The organism is Duganella sp. SG902 (assembly GCF_013376005.1).
Lineage (GTDB): Bacteria > Pseudomonadota > Gammaproteobacteria > Burkholderiales > Burkholderiaceae_D > Rugamonas.
Genome location: NZ_JABMJK010000018.1, coordinates 1 through 20940, shown reverse-complemented (window position 1 = coordinate 20940; position 20940 = coordinate 1). Strand labels below are relative to the sequence as shown.

General features: G+C 64.5%; 16 protein-coding genes and 1 pseudogene. 6 read left to right on the top strand and 11 right to left on the bottom strand.

Annotated features, from left to right (window positions below):
* Positions 1-59 precede the first annotated feature (59 nt).
* On the top strand, positions 60-1715 hold the full coding sequence (locus FHW83_RS26355; protein ID WP_176649334.1) for a tetratricopeptide repeat-containing response regulator: 1656 nt from the start codon (positions 60-62) through the stop codon (positions 1713-1715).
* Positions 1715-3352, top strand: a complete 1638-nt coding sequence (locus FHW83_RS26350; protein ID WP_176649333.1) for a response regulator — start codon at positions 1715-1717, stop codon at positions 3350-3352. The genes FHW83_RS26355 and FHW83_RS26350 overlap by 1 nt, the downstream gene beginning before the upstream one ends.
* 3 nt (positions 3353-3355) lie before the next feature.
* On the opposite strand, the gene FHW83_RS26345 is transcribed toward FHW83_RS26350, so the two are convergent.
* The 5 genes from FHW83_RS26345 to FHW83_RS26325 all read right to left on the bottom strand — a co-directional run bounded on the left by FHW83_RS26345 (position 3356) and on the right by FHW83_RS26325 (position 8983).
* A complete protein-coding gene (locus tag FHW83_RS26345; protein ID WP_176649332.1) occupies positions 3356-4348 on the bottom strand; it encodes a TraB/GumN family protein in 993 nt (330 codons plus the stop codon).
* Between the two features lie 2 nt (positions 4349-4350).
* On the bottom strand, positions 4351-4491 hold the full coding sequence (locus FHW83_RS26340; protein ID WP_176649331.1) for a hypothetical protein: 141 nt from the start codon (positions 4489-4491) through the stop codon (positions 4351-4353).
* A 117-nt stretch (positions 4492-4608) separates the two neighbouring features.
* A complete protein-coding gene (locus FHW83_RS26335; RefSeq protein ID WP_176649330.1) occupies positions 4609-5124 on the bottom strand; it encodes a Clp protease N-terminal domain-containing protein in 516 nt (171 codons plus the stop codon).
* A gap of 13 nt (positions 5125-5137) precedes the next feature.
* On the bottom strand, positions 5138-5350 hold the full coding sequence (locus FHW83_RS26330) for a helix-turn-helix domain-containing protein (protein ID WP_176649329.1): 213 nt from the start codon (positions 5348-5350) through the stop codon (positions 5138-5140).
* Positions 5351-5386: 36 nt separating this feature from the next.
* The gene (locus FHW83_RS26325; RefSeq protein ID WP_176649328.1) at positions 5387-8983 is read right to left on the bottom strand and encodes a hydantoinase B/oxoprolinase family protein; all 3597 of its coding nucleotides are present in this window, start codon (positions 8981-8983) and stop codon (positions 5387-5389) included.
* 94 nt (positions 8984-9077) lie between these two features.
* Here FHW83_RS26325 and FHW83_RS31420 point away from each other — a divergent pair.
* Both FHW83_RS31420 and FHW83_RS31415 read left to right on the top strand, forming a co-directional pair.
* Positions 9078-9704, top strand: a pseudogene (locus FHW83_RS31420) (NAD(P)H-hydrate epimerase); the annotation flags it as partial.
* Positions 9696-10583, top strand: a complete 888-nt coding sequence (locus FHW83_RS31415; RefSeq protein WP_373997273.1) for an NAD(P)H-hydrate dehydratase — start codon at positions 9696-9698, stop codon at positions 10581-10583. The pseudogene FHW83_RS31420 and the gene FHW83_RS31415, both read left to right, overlap by 9 nt.
* An 86-nt stretch (positions 10584-10669) precedes the next feature.
* Here the strand turns inward: FHW83_RS31415 and FHW83_RS26315 are convergent, their stop codons facing one another.
* The gene (locus FHW83_RS26315; protein ID WP_176649416.1) at positions 10670-11389 is read right to left on the bottom strand and encodes an ABC transporter ATP-binding protein; all 720 of its coding nucleotides are present in this window, start codon (positions 11387-11389) and stop codon (positions 10670-10672) included.
* A gap of 31 nt (positions 11390-11420) precedes the next feature.
* Between FHW83_RS26315 and FHW83_RS26310 the strand changes: the two genes are divergently transcribed.
* Positions 11421-12059 carry an arylesterase gene (locus tag FHW83_RS26310; RefSeq protein ID WP_176649326.1) on the top strand — a complete coding sequence of 213 codons (639 nt, stop codon included), beginning with the start codon at positions 11421-11423 and terminating at the stop codon, positions 12057-12059.
* On the top strand, positions 12056-13111 hold the full coding sequence (gene mnmH / locus FHW83_RS26305; RefSeq protein ID WP_176649325.1) for a tRNA 2-selenouridine(34) synthase MnmH: 1056 nt from the start codon (positions 12056-12058) through the stop codon (positions 13109-13111). Before FHW83_RS26310 ends, mnmH begins: the two co-directional genes overlap by 4 nt.
* Before the next feature lie 95 nt (positions 13112-13206).
* Here mnmH and FHW83_RS26300 read toward each other — a convergent pair whose 3' ends face one another.
* The 5 genes from FHW83_RS26300 to FHW83_RS26280 all read right to left on the bottom strand — a co-directional run.
* On the bottom strand, positions 13207-15117 hold the full coding sequence (locus tag FHW83_RS26300) for a SurA N-terminal domain-containing protein (protein WP_176649324.1): 1911 nt from the start codon (positions 15115-15117) through the stop codon (positions 13207-13209).
* Positions 15118-15478: 361 nt separating this feature from the next.
* Positions 15479-15700 (bottom strand): hypothetical protein, encoded by a 222-nt coding sequence (locus FHW83_RS26295; protein ID WP_176649323.1) that lies wholly within the window; start codon positions 15698-15700, stop codon positions 15479-15481.
* 69 nt (positions 15701-15769) lie between these two features.
* Positions 15770-16738 (bottom strand): T6SS immunity protein Tli4 family protein, encoded by a 969-nt coding sequence (locus FHW83_RS26290; protein ID WP_176649322.1) that lies wholly within the window; start codon positions 16736-16738, stop codon positions 15770-15772.
* The gene (locus FHW83_RS26285) at positions 16735-18453 is read right to left on the bottom strand and encodes a triacylglycerol lipase (RefSeq protein WP_176649321.1); all 1719 of its coding nucleotides are present in this window, start codon (positions 18451-18453) and stop codon (positions 16735-16737) included. Before FHW83_RS26285 ends, FHW83_RS26290 begins: the two co-directional genes overlap by 4 nt.
* A 9-nt stretch (positions 18454-18462) precedes the next feature.
* On the bottom strand, positions 18463-20940 hold a 2478-nt coding region (locus FHW83_RS26280; protein WP_229224372.1), incomplete at its 5' end, for a type VI secretion system Vgr family protein.

Sequence of the window (20940 nt, the reverse complement as noted above, 5' to 3'; positions counted from 1 at the left end):
TTTTCGGCTTGCCTTGGAGTATGCTCACTCGAAAGTAGCCGGCCTCCAGAGAGCAAGCAATGCATGACTATCGCAAGCTGTCGGTCCTGATCGTCGACCCCAACCAGAGCATGCGCGCCAGCGTGCACAATATGCTCACGCAGGTGAACATCACCAAGGTCGACCACGCGGTCAGCGCCGCCACCGCCATCCGCGCGCTGACCAGCCGGTCCTACGATGTGATCCTGTGCGAATACGACCTCGGCACCGGCGGCGACGGCGCCGGCCAGGACGGCCAGCAACTGCTGGAGGACCTGCGCCACCACAAGATCATCAGCCCCTGGGCCATCTTCGTGATGCTGACCTCGGAAGGCGTGTACGGCAAGGTGGTGAGCGCCGCCGAACTGCTGCCGACCGACTACATTCTCAAGCCGTTCACCGTGGACGTGCTGTCGCAGCGCATCGGCCGGGCGCTGGAACGGCGCGCCGTGTTCCAGCCGGTGTACCAGCTGATCGGCCAGGGCCGCGCGCGCGCGGCGATCGAGATCTGCCAGGCCAACCAGGCCGCCCAGCCGCGCTACGCCATCGATTATGCGCGCCTGCGCGCCGAGCTGCTGGCCAGCCTCGAGCGCCATGCCGAGGCCGAACAGGCCTACGCCGACATCCTCAAGCTCAAGCCGCTGGGCTGGGCGCAACTGGGCCTGGCGCGCGCGCTGCACGCGCTGGACCGGCTGGACGAGGCCGAGGCGCAACTGCGTCAGCTGCTGGCCGACAACCCCAAATTCATGGCCGCCTACGACATGCTGGCCCAGCTGCTGCGCGAGCAGGACCGCGACGCCGACGCGCGCCAGGTGCTGGAGGATGCGGTGGCGCTGTCGCCGCACATGGTGCGCCGCCTGCGCAACCTGGGCGACGTGGCGCTGGCCACCGGCGACGTCGCCTGCGCCGAGAAGGCCTACAAGCAGGTGGTGGCCAAGGCCAAGTATTCGGAGTTCCGCGATCCGGCCGACCATGTCAACCTGGTGCGGGCCCTGGTTCACAAGGGTGACGCGGCGGGCGCGGCCAGCGTGGTGCGCGACCTTGAACGCTCGATGCGCAGCACGCCGACCGTGGACGTGTGCCGCGGTTATGCCGCTTCCATGGTCAAGCAGCTCAACGGCGACGCCGAGGGCGCCGCCGCCGAACTGGCCAAGGCCATGGACAAGCTGGCCGAAGCGACCGGCATGTCCAGCAACTTCAAGCTGGGTCTGGCGCACAGCTGCCTGACCAACCGCCTCGACGAGCAGGCCTCCGCCCTGTTCGACCAGCTGATCGCCAGCCCGCACAGCGATGTCGACGCCGACCAGGTCATCGCCCTCTGCAAGCAGGCCGGCCGGCAGGAGATCGTCAAGCGCTACACGCAAAGCCAGGCGCAGGCGGTGGACGCGGTGGTGCGCGAAGCGGCCGTGCTGGCCCGCACCGGCGACATCCAGGGCGCTGTGGCGGCCCTGCAGGGTGCCCTGGAACGCTACCCCGGCCACGCCGACCTGTGGTCGGTCAGCGTGACCACCATGCTGCGCCAGATCGCCGAACTGGGCTGGGACGCCGAACTGGCCGCCCAGTGCACCGGCCTGATGCGGCGCATGCGCGAACACAATCCGCAGCATCCATTGCTGCCCGGTTTGCTGGCACAATACGCCTCGCTGCGCCAGAAGGCCGCAGCCAACCCCACGCCCACCTCGGCAGAAAGCTCCTGATGTCCGATTACGCCGCCCTCTCCGTCCTGCTGGTGGACCCAAACCAAAGCATGCGCGGCAATCTGCGCAATATGCTGGTCCAGGCCGGGATCACCAACATCGATGACGCCGTCAGCGCGGGCACGGCGATCCGCCAGATCAACAAGAAGAGCTACGACGTGGTGCTATGCGAATACGACTTGGGCAGCAGCGCCGGCGACAGCGGGCAGGACGGCCAGCAGTTGCTGGAGGACTTGCGCAACCATAAGCTGATCGCGCCATGGACGATTTTCATCATGCTGACCTCGGAGGGCGTGTACAGCAAGGTGATCGGCGCGGCCGAGCTGACCCCGACCGATTACGTGCTCAAGCCGTTCACGGTGGACGCGCTGCTGCAGCGCATCCGCAAGGCGGTCGACCGGCGCCAGGTCTTCATGCCGATTTATCAGTTGATGGAGCTGGGCAACCCGCGCAAGGCGATCATCGAAGCCAAGGCCGCCGAGGAGAAAAACCAGCGCTACGCCATCGACTTCGCCCGCCTGCGCGCCGAGCTGCTGTGTTCGCTGGAGGAGCTGGCCGAGGCGGAGATGGTGTATCAGTGGATCCTGATGACCCGCCCCATCGCCTGGGCGCACCTGGGGCTGGCGCGCTGCCTGTTCGGGCAGCAGAAATACATCGAAACGCAGGAAACGCTGGAAGCGCTGCTGGAACAAAATCCGCGCTATATGGCCGCCTACGACCTGCTGGCGCGTACCCATGAGGCCATGGGCCAGCAGGAGGCGGCCAAGAAAATCCTGGAGGACGCGGTCTCGATCTCGCCGCACATGGTGGGCCGGCTGCGCCACCTGGGCGAGGTGGCGTATGAAACCGGCGACGTCGGCGTGGCCGAAAAAGCCTTCAAGCAGGTGGTGGCCAAGGCCAAGTACTCGGAATTCCGCGATCCCGAGGATCACGTCAAGCTGGTGAAGACGCTGGTCAAGAAAGGCGATGCCAACCAGGCCAATGGCGTGCTGCGCGACATGGAGCGCTCGCTGCGCAGCGGTCCCAACGTGGATGTTTGCCGCGCCATCGCCGCCGGGCTGGTGCAGGAGATGGCCGGCAACCTGAGCGGCGCCGCCGCCGAGCTGACCAACGCGGTCAACGCGGTGGCCGCCAGCCGCGGCCTGTCGACCGGCCTGAAGATCGGGCTGGTGCACAGCTGCCTCAATATCAAGCTCGACCAGCAGGCCTCGGACCTGATGCTGAACCTGATGAACGATACCGAAAGCGGCGTCTCCATGGATGACGCGGTGCAGGTGTTCGAGAAGGCCGGCCGTCACGATCTGGCGCAAGGCATGGGTGAACAGATCAAGATTCAGGTGGACGAGCTGATCGCCCATGCCAGCGATCTGCGTGCGCACGGCGATCTGCGCGCGGCGGTCGATACGCTGAGTGCGGGGCTGCGCAAGGCGCCGGGCAACCTGGCGCTGCTGCCGGCCGCCGCCTCGGCCATGCTGAAGCAGCTGGACGACCTGGGCTGGGAAGCGCCGTTGGCCGAGCAGTGCTATTTCCTGCTGGAGCGCATGCGCCGGCTGGATCCCAACCATCCATCGCTGGAAGCGCTCATGGCGCAATACCAGCACACCCAGCGCAAATACGGTATCTCGGTGGTGGCCTAGGAATTATTCCGGGCTGTCGACCTGGTAGCCCTTGGCTTTCAACGCCGTCAGGTAGCTGTTCGGGCCGAGGATATTGGAGAGGCGCAGCGTGGCGAAGGTGCTGGTGTTGTTCTCCAGCGCTTTTTCAGCGGCGGCCATCCACGATGCTTGTATGCGTTCCTTCACGTTCTGGAAGCCGGGCGAATTCTTCACGAAATCCGCGTTGCGCACGGCCTCGGCGCATTCGGCCTCCTGGTCCTCGTAGCTGAGTTTCCGGATCGCCTCGATATCGCCTTTGGACCAGGCGTTGGCGCGCACGCGCATGGCGTCGATGTCGCTCTCCAGCCGCGCCAGCGTCTTGGCGAAGCAGGCGCTGTCGGCCAACGGCGATTTCTTGAAGTCCTTCAGGGTGCGCGACGGGTCGTCCATCTCCAGCTCGATCACCGTTTTGGTCTGCTTGATCTTGTGCTGCTTGACCATGCCGGCGATTTTTTTCTCGACGTCCCCGCTGCCCGTCAGGCCGGCGTTTTTCAGGCCGGCGTTGAACAAGGCGTCGGCGGCGAAGATCGGGCGTTCGCGCTCGATGTCGTCGTTCTCGCCCAGGTACTTGGCCTTCAGCGGCAGCCAGCGGGCGTAGACGTCGGCCGGGAGCACGTCCTTCAGGGTGGCGCCGTCCGGGTTCTTCTTCATGCCGATCATGCTTGGCAGCAGGGTCAGGCCGCGGAAGAAGCCGACGTGGGCGTACGCGCCCGGCGGCTGGATGTATTCCTGCGTCTGCGTCAGGATGGACTCCACTTGCTGCGAACGCCACTCCATTTTCTGCGGCAGCGGCGCATGCGTGCCGAATACCCACAGCACGTGATCGCCCTTGCTGACTTTCCACAGACCGGGGCCGGGACGCTGGCCGACCAGCAGGATGGTTTCCGGCGCGGCCTCGGTTGGCGCCTCTTCGGTTTGCGCGAACGCGCAGGTCAGGGGCAGGGTCAGGCAGAGAGCGGGCAGCAGGCGTTTGAGCATGTTCAGAAGCCGACCAGGCCGGCGGTGAGGTAGTGGCTGATAACGTACCAGGAGACGAAGTACAACCCACACAGCAGGAAGGCGGAAATGATGGCGGCGCGGGGCGAGCTGTGGGTGTGCAGGATACGCAGTAATGTTCGCATGATGTGTCCCCCGGGCCGGTTAAAAACCCGACTTTACGTCGGCGGCCGGGGGCGGACAAGGCGGGAATCGGGGGTAGCGCCAGGCGCCACCTCGGGTATCGCGTGGCGCGACGAAAATCAGGTGGGGATGGCCGCGCGCAACTCGGCTTCGGCGGCCCGGCCGAGCGCTTGCGGATCGATGCCGATGGTCTTGAAGGCGCGGCCGGCGGCGCTGTGCGCCATGCTCGCGGCGGCCAGCAGCACGTGCGCGCCGCACAGCGGGGCCGGCAGACGGCGCTGCAGCTCCGGCAGGCTTTGCATCAGCGCCTGCCCGGACGGCTGGGCATCGAACAGCCGCGTGGGCTCTGCCGGCGGTTCGGCGTGGCCGGCGTCAAGGCCCGGCGCGGCCAGGCCGATGCCGTTCAGCGCGGCGGCGTGGCGATTGACCAGGGCGGCGCGGTAGGCCTCGGGGTCGGCGCCGATGCGTTCGAACACGCGGCGCGCGCTGCCGTCCGGCAGGTCCAGCGCGGCCAGCGTGTAATGCTCGGCGCCCGGGTGCCGCTGCCCCTCCCCCAGCGCGCGCCGCTCCGCGTCCAGCGACAATGTCATGATGGTGCGGGTGTCCCGCCAGCGTTGCTTCAGTTTTGCGAACATCGTTGATCTCCGGTCAGCCGCGCGCCAGACTCGCCGCGTGCTTTTTGTGGGCGGCTTGCTTGCTGACGCCTAGCGCTTCAGCGATCTGGGCCCAGGTCCAACCGTCCGCCAACGCCTGCCTGACAGCCTTGCGCTCGACCTGGTCGGCCAGCTCGCGCAAGGCCAGCGCCGCCGCCATAGCGTCGCCGGGTTCGTCAGGAATTGTCAGGTGATGGAGATCGGTCATGCGTCAACTTTAGTTGACGATCCCGAGCCTGTCAACTTAAATTGACGAACCATAGCCCCCGCCGCCCGGCGTCTCGATGATGAACACATCGCCCGGCCGCATATCGGTCTTGCCGATATGGCCCAGCACCTCCACGCCTCCGTCCGCGCGCAGCACGCTGTTGCGCCCCAAGGCGCCCGGTTCGCCGCCGGCCATGCCGAACGGCGCATGGATGCGATTGTTGGACAGGATGGCCGCCGTCATCGGCTCCAGGAAGCGCACCTTGCGCACGCCGCCATCGCCGCCACGCCAGCGCCCCGCGCCGCCGCTGCCGGTGCGGATCTCGTAGCTGTCCAGGCGCACCGGGAAGCGGAACTCCAGTATCTCGGGATCGGTCAGGCGCGAGTTGGTCATATTGGTCTGCACCACCGACGTGCCGTCGAAGCCATCGCCGGCGCCGGAACCGCCGCTGATGGTTTCGTAATACTGGTACTTCGCGTTGCCGAACGTGAAATTGTTCATGGTGCCCTGCGCCGCCGCCATCACGCCCAGCGCGCCGAACAACGCGTTGGTGATGCAGGTCGAGGTCTCGACATTGCCCGACACCACCGAGGCCGGATAGTGCGGGTTCAGCATCGACCCCGGCGGGATCAACACCTTCAACGGCTTGAGGCAGCCGGCATTCAACGGAATCTCGTCGTCCACCAGCGTGCGGAACACGTACAGCACCGCCGCCATGCACACGGCTGACGGCGCGTTGAAATTATTCTCCAGTTGGGGCGAGGTGCCGGTGAAATCGATCTCCGCGCTGCGGGAGGCCTGATCCACGCGCACCGTCACCTGGATCCGCGCGCCGTTATCGAGCGGCAGCGTGAACGCGCCATCCTTCAGGGCGCTGATGACGCGCCGCACCGCCTCCTCGGCGTTATCCTGCACGTGGCCCATGTAGGCCTGCACCACGTCGAGGCCGAAGTGCGCCACCATCTTGTGCAGTTCATCGACGCCCTTCTGGTTGGCGGCGATCTGCGCGCGCAGGTCGGCCATGTTCTGGTCCGGATTGCGCGCCGGGTACTGGCCGCCGGCCAGCAGCGCGCGCGTTTCCGCCTCGCGCAGCTGGCCGCCGTCGACCAGCTTGAAGTTGTTGATCAACACGCCCTCTTCCTCGATCACGCGCGAATCGGGCGGCATCGAACCCGGCGTGGTGCCGCCGATGTCCGCATGGTGGCCGCGCGAGCCGACGTAGAACAGGATACGCGCGCCGGCCGCGTCGAACACCGGCGTTATCACCGTCACGTCCGGCAGGTGGGTGCCGCCGTTGTACGGATCGTTGAGCATGAAGACATCGCCCGCGCGCATGCGGCCGGCGTTCTCGCGCATCACCGTCTTGATGCTCTCGCCCATCGAGCCGAGGTGCACCGGCATGTGCGGCGCATTGGCGATCAGATTGCCGTCGGCGTCGAAGATGGCGCAGCTGAAGTCCAGCCGCTCCTTGATGTTGACCGAATACGCCGTGTTCTGCAGCCGCAGCCCCATTTGCTCGGCGATCGACATGAACAGGTTGTTGAAGATCTCCAGCATCACCGGGTCGGCCGTGGTGCCGATGGCGCGCCGCTCCGGCAGCGCGGCCACGCGCCGCAGCACCAGGTGGTCGTGCGGCGTGACCTCGGCCTGCCAGCCGGTTTCCACGATGGTGGTGGCGTTGGCCTCGGCAATGATCGCCGGGCCCTTGACGATGTCGCCGATGCGGGTGGCGGAACGCTGGTACAAGTTGGTCTGGCGCCATTTTCCGCCGCTGTACATCGGCACCACCGCGTGCGGCATCAGGCCGGATAGGCGGCGCGGCGCTGGTTCCACCGCCTCGCTCGGCGCGTCCGACTTGCCGATCGCCTCCACCGACACCGCCTCCACGATCAGCGCGCGCGCCGGCATCAGGAAGGAGTAGCGCTTGCGATACGCGGCCTCGAACTGCTGGCGCATGCTCTCCAGCGTATCGAACAGGACGATCAGCGCGGTATCCGTGCCCTCGTAGCGCAGGTGCACGCGGCGGATCAGCGAGATGCGCGCGTCGTCGACCTGCTGGTGATGCAGGTCGGCGCGCGCCTGTCGGCCCAGCGCGTGCAGGCGCGCCTCCAGCTCGGGCAAGGCCGCCTCGCCCAGGAGCAGCTCGACGGCCGCTTCGCGCATCGCGGTCTGGTCGGCCAAGCCCATGCCGTAGGCCGACATCACGCCCGCCAGCGAATGCACGAACACGGTCTTCATGCCCAGCGCGTCGGCCACCAGGCAGGCGTGCTGGCCGCCGGCGCCGCCAAAGCTGGTCAGCGCGTACTCGGTCACATCGTGCCCGCGCTGCACCGAGATCTGCTTGATGGCGTTGGCCATGTTGCCAACCGCGATATCGAGGAAGCCCTCGGCCACCTGCTCCGGCGTGGTCGCCTTGCCGGTGGCGGCGGCGATTTGCGCGGCCATCTCGCTGAAGCGCTGCTGCACGGTGGCGGCGTCGAGCGCCTGTTTGCCGTCGGCGCCGAACAGCTGCGGGAAGTGCTGCGGCTGGATCTTGCCCAGCATGACGTTGCAGTCGGTGACCGCCAGCGGCCCGCCGCGGCGATAACTGGCCGGGCCGGGATTGGCGCCGGCGCTGTCCGGTCCCACGCGATAGCGGCTGCCGTCGAACTGCAGGATCGAGCCGCCGCCGGCCGCCACCGTGTGGATGCTCATCATCGGCGCGCGCATGCGCACGCCCGCGACCTGGGTTTCAAACACGCGCTCGAACTCGCCCGAGAAGTGCGACACGTCGGTCGAGGTGCCGCCCATGTCGAAGCCGATCACCTTGTCGAAGCCGGCCAGCCTGGACGCGCGCACCATGCCGACGATGCCGCCGGCCGGGCCGCTCAGGATCGAGTCCTTGCCCTGGAACGCGCGCGCGTCGGTCAGGCCGCCGTTGGACTGCATGAACTGCAGGTTCACGCCGGGCAGCTCCTGCGCCACCTGATCCACGTAGCGGCGCAGGATGGGCGACAGATAGGCGTCGACCACCGTGGTATCGCCGCGCGCCACCAGCTTCATCATCGGGCTGATCTCGTGCGACACCGAGACCTGCGTAAAGCCCATCTCGCGCGCGAGGTCGGCCACCTTGGTCTCGTGCGCGTGGTAGCGGTAGCCGTGCATGAACACGATGGCCAGCGAGCGCAGGCCCATGTCGTAGGCTTGCGCCAGACCGGCGCGGGCGGCCGTCAGGTCGAGCGGCGTGACGGTGTCGCCATGCGCGCCGACCCGCTCATCGATCTCGATCACATGGCTGTACAGCAGCTCCGGCAGCAGGATGCGCCGATCGAACAGGCGCGGGCGGTTCTGGTAGGCGATGCGCAGCGCGTCGCGGAAGCCGCGCGTGATGGCCAGCGCGGTCGGCTCGCCCTTGCGCTCGAGCAGCGCGTTGGTGGCCACCGTGGTGCCCATCTTCACGGCGCCGATCTGTGCCACGGGGATGGCCTTGCCCTTGGCCACGCCCATCAGCTGGCGGATGCCGGCGATGGCGGCGTCGGCGTAGTGCTCGGGATTCTCGGACAGCAGCTTGAGCGTGCGCAGCCGGCCGTCGGGCGCGCGCGCCACGATGTCGGTGAACGTACCGCCACGGTCTATCCAGAATTGCCAATCCATGCGTGCCTCGATTTGTTATCAAGCGTCTATTGTAGTGCCGCCGGCGCCCCCCCACCAGCCGCCCGTGCAGAAATTTAGATGCTAGAATGACACCATGAATCCCCTCTACACCGTCGCCGAGATCCGCGCCATCGAGCGCGCCGCAGCCGCCGCGCTGCCACCGGGCGCGCTGATGCAGCGCGCCGGCCAGGCCAGCGCCAACGCCGCGCTGGACCTGATGCCCTTCTCCACCGCCAAGGCGCGCGTGCTGGTGCTGGCCGGCCCCGGCGATAACGGCGGCGACGCGCTGGAGGCGGCGGCCCACCTGTCCTTCACCGGCGCGCAAGTCACGCTGATCCATTTTGCGCCCGGCGGCACGCCGTCGGCGGAACGCGCGGAAGCGCTGCGGCGCGCCAAGGCCAGCGACGCGCGCTTCCGCGAGTGGGACGACGCCGACATCGCCGGCACCGAATGGAACCTGGTGTTGGACGGGCTGTTCGGCATTGGCCTGAAGCGTCCGTTGGACGGCCCCTATCGCGCCCTGGTCGAAGCCATCAACCAGCTGCGCTGCACCGTGCTGGCGCTGGACGTCCCCAGCGGCCTCGATGCCGACACCGGCGCGGTGGTGGGGCCGGACGGCGTCGCCATCCACGCCACCCACACCATCACCTTCATCGGCAACAAGCCGGGCCTGCACACCTGCGACGGCCGCGATTACGCCGGCCTGGTCGACGTGGCTCGGCTGGAGATCGACCCGGCCCACTATGCGCCGAGCGCCTTGCACCTGAATGACGTGAAGTTCTTCGCGCGGCATCTGCGCGCGCGCCGCCACAATTCGCACAAGGGCAGTTACGGCAACGTGGCGGTGATCGGCGGCGCGCGCGGCATGACCGGCGCGCCGATCCTGGCCGCGCGAGCGGCGCTCAACAGCGGCGCCGGTCGCGTGTACGCCCTGTTCGCGGAAGACGCGCTGGCGGGCGATCTCGGCCAGCCGGAACTCATGTGCCGCGCCGCCGACGACTTCGACTTCAGCCTTGCCACGCTGGTGATCGGCCCCGGGCTGGGCGCCTCGGACCACGCGCACGGCTTGCTGGCGCGCGCGATCGGCTGCGGCAGCGCGCTGCTGGCCGACGCCGATGCGCTCAACCTGCTGGCGGGCGACCCGGCCTTGCAAACGGCGATGGCGCAACGGCCGGCCGCCGTGGTGCTGACGCCGCATCCGCTGGAGGCGGCGCGCCTGCTGGGCAGCACCATCGGCGCCGTGCAGGCCGACCGGCTGGCGGCCGCGCGCACCCTGGCCTCGCGCCTGCACGCGGTGGTGATTCTGAAGGGATCCGGCACGGTGATCGCGGCGCCCGACGGCAACGCGGTCATCAACACCACCGGCAACCCGGCGCTGGCGACGGCCGGCACCGGCGACGTGCTGGCGGGGCTGTGCGGCGCGCTGCTGGCGCAGGGCTGGCCGCAATGGGAAGCGGCCCTGGCGGCGGTGTGGCTGCACGGCATGGCGGCGGACGTGCTGGTCACGGAGGGCTGCGGCCCGATCGGGCTGACCGCCAGCGAACTGATTCCCGCCATCCGCGTGGCGCTGAACCGCATGGTCCAACACCACGGCCGCTAGCACGTCATTCCGGCGAAGGCCGGAATCCATAGAACGCGTGCAAGCAAGCTCAGCATGGATTCCGGCCTGCGCCGGAATGACGCAGATCAGACCAGGCGGCCGGCGGCGATGGTGATGGTGCGGCCACAGCGCGCGGCCATGGCCTGGTCGTGCGTGACCAGCACCAGGGTCGAACCGTGCTGGCGGTTCAACTCAAACATCAGCTGAATGACGGCCTCGCCGGTGGCGGCGTCCAGGCTGCCGGTCGGTTCGTCGGCGAACAGCAGCGGCGGCTCGGTCACGAACGCCCGCGCCAGCGCCACGCGCTGCTGCTCGCCCCCCGACAAATACTTCGGATAATGCCTCAGCCGGCTCGACAAGCCCACGCGCGCCAGCATGGCCTCGGCCCGCTCGCGCGCCTGCGCCACGCCGGCCAGCTCCAGCGGCAACATGACGTTTTCCAGCGCCGTCAAATGCGCCAGCAGTTGGAAGGACTGGAACACAAAGCCAAGCTTTTCCTTGCGCAACGCCGCGCGGCCATCCTCATCCAATGCATAAATGTCCACACCGTCGAGCACCACCTTGCCCGCGCTGGGGGTGTCCAGCCCGGCCAGCAAGCCCAGCAAAGTCGACTTGCCCGAGCCGGAGGCGCCAACGATTGCCAGCGTCTCCGCCTTTTGCACGGTAAAATCCACCTCGTGCAGAATGGTCAGTTCGCCGCTGGCGTCGGCCACGCGCTTGGCCAGGCCGCTGACGGCGATGGCCGGCTGCACGCTGGCCGCCGTCACCGGCGCCGAAGAAGACGCCAAGGCCGGGCCATCCGGCATGAAATGAGTTGATGCATTAGGAAAATCGGGCATGCTGAATATATTCGATCGTTTATCTGTGAAGTTACTGGCCGCCCTGCTCTTGTTCTCGGCAGCGGCGAGCGCCTATTCTGCACCAAAAACCGTGCTTGTGCTCGGGGATAGTTTGTCGGCCGAATACGGCCTGGCGCGCGGCACCGGCTGGGTCGCGCTGGCCGAGCAAAAACTCAAGCAGAATAACATCGACGCGGTGGTGGTCAACGCCAGCGTCAGCGGCGAGACCACCAGCGGCGGCCGCTCGCGCCTGCCGGCCCTGCTGAGCAAGCACAAACCCGACCTGGTGGTCATCGAACTGGGCGCCAACGACGGCCTGCGCGGCCTGCCGGTCGCCGCCGCCCAGGCCAATCTGCGCGCCATGAGCGAGGCCGCCGCCAAGGCGGACGCCAAGGTGATGCTGATCGGCATGCGCATGCCACCCAACTACGGCCGCGACTACGCCGACAAGTTCTTCGCCATGTACGGCACGCTGAGCAAGGAAATCAAGGCGCCGCTGGTACCCTTCATGCTCGACGGCGTGGCCGAGAAGCCGCAGCTGTTCCAGCCCGACCGCCTGCACCCGCTGGCCGAGGCCCATCCGATCATCCTGGCCAACATCTGGCCAACCCTGCAAAAAACCATCAAGGCAAAATGAAGTACCCGGAAATACTCAGCATCGAGCAGGTGCTGTCCCAGCTTGACAGCTTCGACGCCATCATCGACGCCCGCAGCCCCGGCGAGTTCGCGCTCGACCACCTTCCAGGCGCCATCAACGCGCCGGTGCTGGACGACGAGCAGCGCATCCGCGTCGGCACCATGTACAAGCAAATCGGCGCGTTTGAAGCCAAGAAAGTCGGCGCGGCGCTGGTCGCCAAGAACATCGCCAAACATATCGAGGAGCTGTGGCTGGAGCAGCCGCGCGAGTGGCGGCCGCTGGTGTACTGCTGGCGCGGCGGCAACCGCAGCGGCTCGATGGCGCACATCCTGGCCAAGATCGGCTGGCCGGTGGTGCAGCTGGACGGCGGCTACAAAGCGTTCCGGCAGGAAGTGAACGCCGCGCTGGAGCAGGCGCCGGCGCTGCAATTCAAGGTGGTGTGCGGGACCACCGGCAGCGGCAAAAGCCGCCTGCTGGAAGTGCTGGCCGCGCAAGGCGCGCAAGTGCTGGATCTGGAACAGCTGGCCGCGCATCGCGGTTCGGTGCTGGGGCATCTGCCATCACAACCGCAGCCGAGCCAGAAGGCGTTTGAAACCCGCATCTGGGATGCGCTGCGCCGCTTCGATCCGGCACGCCCGGTGTTTGTGGAAGCGGAGAGCAAGAAGGTCGGCAACCTGCGCGTGCCGGCCGCGCTGATGGACGCCATGCGCGCCTCGGACTGCATCGCGCTGACGCTGTCGCGCGCCAACCGCGTGCGCCTGCTGATGGAGGACTACGAACATTTCCTGGTCAGCCCGCAGACCCTGAACGCGCAGCTGGAACACCTGGCGCAGCTGCACGGCCGCGAGAAGATCACGCATTGGCAAGCCATGTCGCAGGCTGGCCAGATGCCGGAGCTGGTGGATGAACTGCTGGAACAGCACTACGACCCGGCCTACCTGCGCTCCATCGACCGCAACTTCGTCAAATACGCGCAAGCTTTGCCGCTGTCGTTGGAGGATATCGACGACGCGGCGTTTGCCGCCGCCGCGCAGCAACTACGCACCGCGTAATGTCGTTCCGGCGCAGGCCGGAACCCATAGAACGCATATGCCGTGTTAGCGCAAATGTTCCATGGGTTCCGGCCTGCGCCGGAACGACAGCGGAATTACTTCACTTCGGTGACGGTGGTCGTCGTGATCGGCTTCAGGATCTTCACCTTGGCCTTCTGCTTCAGCAATTCGATATACTGCGCCATCTCCTGCTGGGCAATGATATTGCCGATCTGTTCCGCCTCCTGCTTGCGCTGCGCCTCATCGGCCTGCGCAGGCTGCTGCACCTTGGCGATGCGGTACAGGCCGTAGCCCATGCCCGGCACATCCACACCCACGTAAGCTGGCAGCTTGGTGGTATCAGCCTTCATGATCGACTGCATGGCCAGGCCATTGATGCCTTCAGGCTTGGAACGCGAGACCAGCTTGGCGGCGCCGAAACCAGTCGCATCGCCCGACTTCTTGAACGCGGCCAGTTTCTCTTCGCCCGCCTTGGCGGCCAGCTTGGCCGCTTCCTCCATGGTCACGCGCTGACGGATCTGCGCATCGACTTCGGCCAGCGGACGCTTGGTCGCAGGCTTGAACTCCACGATGCGGCCGGCCACCAGAGTGCTCGGCGCGGTTTCCACCGCTTCGGTGTTGCGCTTGCTGGTCAGCGAATCATTCGAGAACAGCGCGGCCAGGAACTTGGCGTTGTTGTACGGCGCGGCGCCCGCGACCGGCGATGGATTGCGCGACACATTGGCGGCGGTCTCGATCTTCAGGCCCAGCTTGTCAGCGACCGGCTTCAGGCTGTCCGATTGCTCATACACGGTGTTGGTGAAGGTCTCGGCCATTTCCGAATACTTCTTCGAGGCCTTCTGCTTTTTCAGCAGGTCGGCCACGTCGGCCTTGACCGCATCCAGCGGCTTGACCACGGCTGGTTTCAGCTCGGTCACGGTCAGCACGTGGAAGCCGAATTCCGACTGCACCGCGTCGCTGATCTCGCCCTGCTTCAGCTTGTTGATGGCGTTCTCCACCGGGGCCACCAGCAAGCCCTTCTCAATCACGCCCAGGTCGCCGCCCTGCTCGGCCGAGCCAGGATCTTCCGACTTGGCCTTGGCAACCTTGGCGAAATCGCCCGGGTTCTTGCGCAGCTCGGCCACGATGGCTTCCGCCTTGGCCTTGGCAGCCACGGTATCGGCGGCGCTGGCGCCCTTCTTCACGGCAATCAGGATGTGGCTGGCGCGACGGGTTTCCGGCGTGGTGAACTGGGCGGTGTTCTTGGTGTAGTAGTCCGACACCTCGGCGTCGGTCACGCTCACCTGGCTCAGCACGGCGTCGTTGTTGAACACCACGTACTCGATCCTGGCCTGCTCAGGCACCTCGAACTGCTTGGCGTTCTTGTCGTAGAAGGCCTTGACCATCTCGTCGGTCACCTTGACCTGCGGCACGAAGTCGGCCACCGGCAGCAGCAGCTCCTGCACCTCGCGTTCCTGGGCGGCGATGTCCGACAGCGACTTGGCCACCGAGCGCGGCGCGAAGCCGGTGCCCTCGATGGCGACGGCCAGCTGTTGCAGCGCCAGTTCGCGGCGCATGCGCGCGTCGTTGTCGACCGGGCGCAGGCCTTGCTGGGCCAGCACCTGCTTGTAGGTGTCCATGTTGAAATTGGCCGGGCCGCCGAACATGTCGACGATGGCTTTTTGCAGCTGGGCGTCGGTCACGCTCAGGTTGGCGTGGATCACCTCGGCGGCGATGGCGCGCTGGGCGATCAGCTGATCCAGCACGTTTTGCTTGAACTCCGGCGTATCGAACATCTTCTGGTCGAACTGCGCGCCCAGACGCTGGCGGTAGGTCTCCAGCTGATTGCGCACGGCGTTGTCGAATTCCAGCTGGGTCAGCGGCTTGCCGTCGATCTTGGCGATGGTGCCGGCGTCATCGCCAAAGCTCTTGTAACTGCCGATACCGACAAATGCAAACGATGGCACGATGATGATGGCCAGGAAGATTTGCATCAAGCGTTGATGGGTACGAATAAATTCAAACATGGTCTACCAATTCGGATGATTATTACTTGCACATGCAAAAAAGGCGAACTCTCGTTCGCCAATTCTCTTTTTATTCAATGACTTGCACTGCAAAGTGAAGCCGGAGTCTGCCGAAAAAATCAGTACCGCACGATTCTACAGGCGTGCCGGTGGCTTAGCAAGCATTCGCTTGCTACTTTGCTCACTGGGGACTGCGGTCGCCCCGAGAGGTTGGCGGCAACCGCCCAGCCCACAGCGCAAACCATGCTGACGATCGGCGCACGTCCTGATCTCCCAGAACTTGGTACGCTTATCGATTCCAAAATCATCAAACTCCAGGTAGCCCGGTATATTCCCTTCGATAGGAGCCACAGCCAAGGCGTCAGGCGCAGGCGGAACACGCCAGGCCGCCTTCGCTGCCTAGCATGGCCGCTTGCGTGATTTCGCCGTGGAATTGGGTTCGGCTGCCGTCGGCCAGGCTGACGGCCAGCGCTGCCTGCCGACCGAGCAGCGAGGCCAGATCGACCGCGGCGTTGGCGGACAACACGATGATGTCGCGCGGGCCCACGCCCTGCGCGCTATCGTCCAGCGTCAATTCGTACAAACGGGTGACGCTGGAATTTGTCAGACACTGGCTCTAATATGTAAATTACTCGGCCGAGTATATTACTATTCAGCGCATTCGTATTGTCTTGGTGACGCTGTCCCATAATGTGATTAATCCCTCTTCATCTTGCGCATCACTTCCTTGTGCGTTCATCTCAAGATGAATTTTAGGAGCGCTGATGGAGGGTACGGGCCGCATCGTTTCCAGTGCAAAGCTAGCTTGTTTCTCGCTGTCGTCATCCCCGAGCAGGACGGAAGCTCCCCATTCCTGAGCGCGCATACCTGCAACAGTGAGTTCCTTTTTCCTTAGCACTTTCTCCTTGGCTTGAAATTTTCTCAGCAGGGAATCCTTGCCACCCACGCGCTGCAACAAAGATTCGGTATCGTCTTTGCGGAACGTATCAAGGTCCAACGCAAATGAGATCTTCGAAGAGTTGCTTCGATAGCCAAGACTTGCGGACTCCGACCGATACTTTCCCTTGACAGCCACTTCCCCAAGACAAAAAGCTTCCGGCAGTTCCTTGGCGGACCGCATGTATTCGACATTGCTTTTAAATTCCAGCAGCAATGCCTCCGCACTTTTCACCTGATTGTTGTACGAATCGATGCGCGCGACGAGGTACCGATCATGTAACAGCCAATGAACTTCGCTCTTATACGCATCGTCGATTTCGTTCACCCGAAATAGCATGCCACCATCACCGGTCTCCTGTGATAAAACAAGCTTGTCCATGGTTCCATGGTTAACCTCTGCCAGTGCGACTTGACGCTCCTTAACTCGTTTTGCAAAGCCGGCCTGGTTCGTTTTTTCCTCGACAACCAGATCGATGCTGGCATCTGCCACCCTATCCTGGTTCGGCACGAAGATGCCCAATGCACCCGGACTCGACGCATATCCTTCGGGCAGGTCGATAAGGCCATGGCCGATACAGTGTGTGTTCATTGCCGAAGTCATTTTGAGTTTTTCAGAGGTTTTTTTCGTCGCATCACATCCTACAACTAACAGGACGAGCACTAGAAGAATAGTTTGTTTCATAGCTTTGCTAACGCTGCGATTTTTGTAATCGCATAATGTGTTACTCGCTGAGCCGTGGGATTTTTGTACGACGGCTCATGGGCGAAACCTTGTAAACGGAATTGTTGCTTAATATGTGAGCCCCCCATCTTCCGTGGTGCTCCGCCAGAACTTACTGGGACCGTACCATCCCCAAGCCCATCCTGCTTACCACACTGGATTTCCCAGAAACTGGTATCGTAAGTCACCACGCTGCCACCAGCTGGACCGTACATCGTCTCTATTTTCGTTTCCCCTCCTACGAATATTTTATTTTCGCCTTCCTCCCTTACCATGTGATGCGTGAACCCAGTAGTCTCTTTTTCAGATGGCCTTCGCCCCTGCTCGGGCTCAAGCCCTTTACGCATGCGCCATTCGATTTTTTCGAAGCTAGACTGCGCACCACCGCTCGCACCATAATAAACAAACGTGTGAGGATGGTAGCGCCCAGATATCTGACTGTGAAACTGCTTGGCCCTCTTCACGTTTTTGACGAACTGCTCCCATTTAATGGGCATGCCGTTTTCCGGAGATAACCATTCTTCTCTGACCACACCCCACCAACGATCTTTAACTAAGTAAATTTCGTCATAGGGATCAGCAGCCGGAAGATTGAGGATACCCTTGCCCTGCGCGTCTTTTATCGACAGCCAGCGCGCCTGATACTCTTGAGATGGTAACAATTGCAAGGCCCCAGGTGCTTGGGAAAACACCGCAGTGACTTCCTGCCCCGTGGAACCGATCACCAGTCCAGCGACGTAGTCCTCATCTCCCATACCGATTTTACAGCGACGATAAGCCACAGCGGCACCAACTGCCGGCATGACGCCGTGCACAACGCCGGCAATTTTGTCCTGCATTCCCGGAAGTTGGGCACAACAGCGAGCTACCAGCCCTCCCATGGAATGCGTGACCAAGATCACCTGATGACATTTAAACGCGCCGTTATTATTCTCTGCAATGACTTTCTCTATCCTCGATTTTAGGTGATCAGCAGCGTCTTGATTGGACGCGAGCCAATTGTAGCCACAAGCGTAAACAGGAAAGCGGCACTTAGAGCGCTTAAGCAAGTCATCCGACATCACAGGAGCAGTAAAATGTCCTTCTTCGGCAAAGCGCGGCAGTCCGCTCATTTCCATCGTAATGCCAGGGAAAAGCTTAGGTTCGGGTGGGCGGGTGCCCGGTGCAGGCGACGCACTAACGGACGTGTAAAAAAAATCCTGCCATTTTGCCGGGTTATAGCCTTCACCATTCATTTTGTTTTCGAGCCAGAGCAGGAACTCGTGATAGCTGGTCTCGCCTACTTCGCCCCAGCCTCGATCTTTATAGACCTGACGCTGTGTTATGGTGCCTACCAACTTCTTCGGTACATTACCATCTACGTAAACCTTGGTGCGGTCTGGATGCAGCACTTGTTGACGTGCTCCCGGCCCTTTAGTGGCCCATCTCCATGCCAAACCGATGGGCGCCCCACCAGTGCTATTCATTAGCCAGACCGGATCATTCCGCAAATTTGCCAAATTACTTCCCATAATTCCCGGCACAAAAATAATCGGCAACGACACCATAGGCGGCAAAGTCAGCTTGACTGTATCGAGCAAGCTGGTGCCGGTCAGTTGCCAGTCGAAGGTCGGTTTGCCATTGGCGTCGAATCGCGCCTGTTGGCCACGCTCTCTGTTGGGTGGTACTGATGACATCACAAGTCCTTATTTAGCAAGACCTAGAATAACGATCTGTAAGTTCTCCGGCCTGAAGCCGCTCTGCAGTGGAATTCGGCCTTCGCCGTCCGTGACACCTTCAATACGCCCGCCGTCATCTTTGAGGATGGCGTAGCGCATGTTCTTGATAGGATCGCCAGCGGAATCCAGCAGTTGGAACTTTTCATCAAACGCCAGTGTCCCGCGTGGCAACGAAGGCATTTCCGCGCTCAAACTGGCCGCGCCACCAAAATTCTTCTTACCGGCATGAACGGTCAACTTCCCCGGGCACTGCACCGTGATGTTGCCGCCGTCGATGGTGATGTTGGCGCCGCCGGCCGTGGACAGGCTGATGCGCTTGGCGGCCGCCCAGTCCACTTCGCCATTGGCGCTGATGATGCTGACTTCGTCGCGCGCCTGCACCTTGAGCGTGTCGGCCTGCGCCTGGATGTCGATGGCGTCCTTGGCGGCGATCAGTTGGAGGCCGAGGTTGTCCTCGCCCGCTTTCACCGCGCCGCCCAGCACGCCGATGGCCTGGCCGCTGTGTGCGCGCAGTTGGCCGCCGACCATGAACTGGCTGTCGTTGCCGCTCATGAGCGAAATGGTTTCGCCATTCGCCAGCTGCACCGCCGCGCCGGACGTGACGCCGATGCCGCTCTTGCCGCTGATGGCGATGATGGGCGCGCTGGCGTGCGGCAGTTGATCATCGCCGGGGGCGGTTTTCTTGTCGGCCGCGTCGGCCTTGGCCACGTCCAGGCTGGCGTTGCCGACCATGCCGGACACCGCCGTCAACATCGCCTGCAGCGGTGCGGCCTTGTCGTCCAGCGTGCTGGCGTTGGCCTTGGCCGCGCCGAGGTGGCTGGCCAACGTCACCGTCTCGTGCGTTTTGGCCGCCTCGTTGAAGGTTTCGCCCAGCTTGACCGCTTGTTTGAGCAGCGCGATGCCGGCCGCGTTGTCGCCGGCGGGGTCGCGCGCGTCGGCGCTGTGGCTGATCTTGTAGCTGCTGATCAGCAGGCCGGCGCCGGCGCGCACGGCGCCATAGGCATCGGTGCGCAGTTCCGCACCCTGCCCGCGCAGGCTGCCGCGATAGTTGTCGGCGCTGTGAATCAGGTGGCCCAGCGTCAGTTCGCTGGCCGCATGGGTCGAGCGCAGTTGCACGCGGCCTTGGGCGTCGGTGTCGTCGAACAGCAATTGGTTATAACCCTTGCCGCCGAACTCCTTGCTGCGTACGCCCCACTGCGCGGCGGCGTTGCGGTGGCCGGCGCTTTCGGCCGAGGCGCCATGCCACAGCGGGCTGTTGCCGCCGGCCAGATTGCCCTGCGCCGACACGGCGTGGTCGCTGGCCGGCAGGAAGCGCTGGGCCTGATCCTCGCCGCCGCTTTGCGCGCCCGGCGTCGGCGCCACACCGCCCTCGCCCTGCCCGTTGTACAGCGCGCCGATGATGATGGGCCGGTCGATGTCGTTCTCGATGAATTGCACCAGCACTTCCTGGCCGATGCGCGGCAGAAACTGGCTGCCCATGCCGCCGCCGGCCGAACGCTGCGCCACCCGCACCCAGCAGGTGGCGTCGCCGTTGTCTTGCCAGTGGTAGCGGATGCGCACGCGGCCCAGCTTGTCGCAATACAGTTCGTCCGCGCCCGAAGGCTGCGCCAGGCCGTCGGCGCCGATGACAATGGCGCTCTGCGCGCCGCGCGCGGTCGGTTTGGGATGGCTGCGGCCATCGCTGCCCGGCAGCTGTGGTCTCCAGATGACATCGGCGGCGACGGCCTCAAAGCTGTTGGCGTAGCCGGTCTGGCGCGCCTGCGCGATGGTGAGGGCAAAATCGTCGCTGGCGTCGACGGCAAGTTCCTCCAGCAATTCCGGCAACGGTCCGAACAGCTCGGCCAAAGCCTGCTGCGCTGGCGATGGCAGGTTGTTGACGCCAACGCTGCGCACGCGCAGCAGCACGTAGGCGGGCGCGGTATCGGCCAGCGACAGCGGTCCTTGCGTGAGCGTGAAGCGTGTGCCCGCCGCCATGGTGCGCACGGTGGAGCGACCGCGCCACAGCTGGGCCGCAGCTTCACGGCCTTGCATCTGGATGTCGGCGTAACGCTGCGCCTGCGCGGCATTGGCGTAGGCGTACTGGCCCGGCACGTCGTAGCTTTCCAACGCCGGCAGTTTGCCGGACTGCAGGCGCGACGGCGCGCTGGCGTTGACGGCCTGCTTGGCCTTGTAATCGTAGCTGAGCAGCGTGGTCAGCGAGGCGGTGACGGCGCGGCGCGCCTGCAAAGCTTGGACGGTGTCGCTCGCTTCGCCGGCGCGCACGCCGTGGAAGCGGATGCCGCCATCGGCCAGGCTGCTGGCGTCTTCCGGCGTGGCGCTGAGCTGGCTGCTGTCGGCGAACAGCACCACACCCACGCCGTCCTCCAGCTGTTCGTAGCGCCAGGCCAACCCTTCCTCCGTCAACAGGCGCCGCACGAAATCGAGGTCGGATTCGCGGTACTGGCA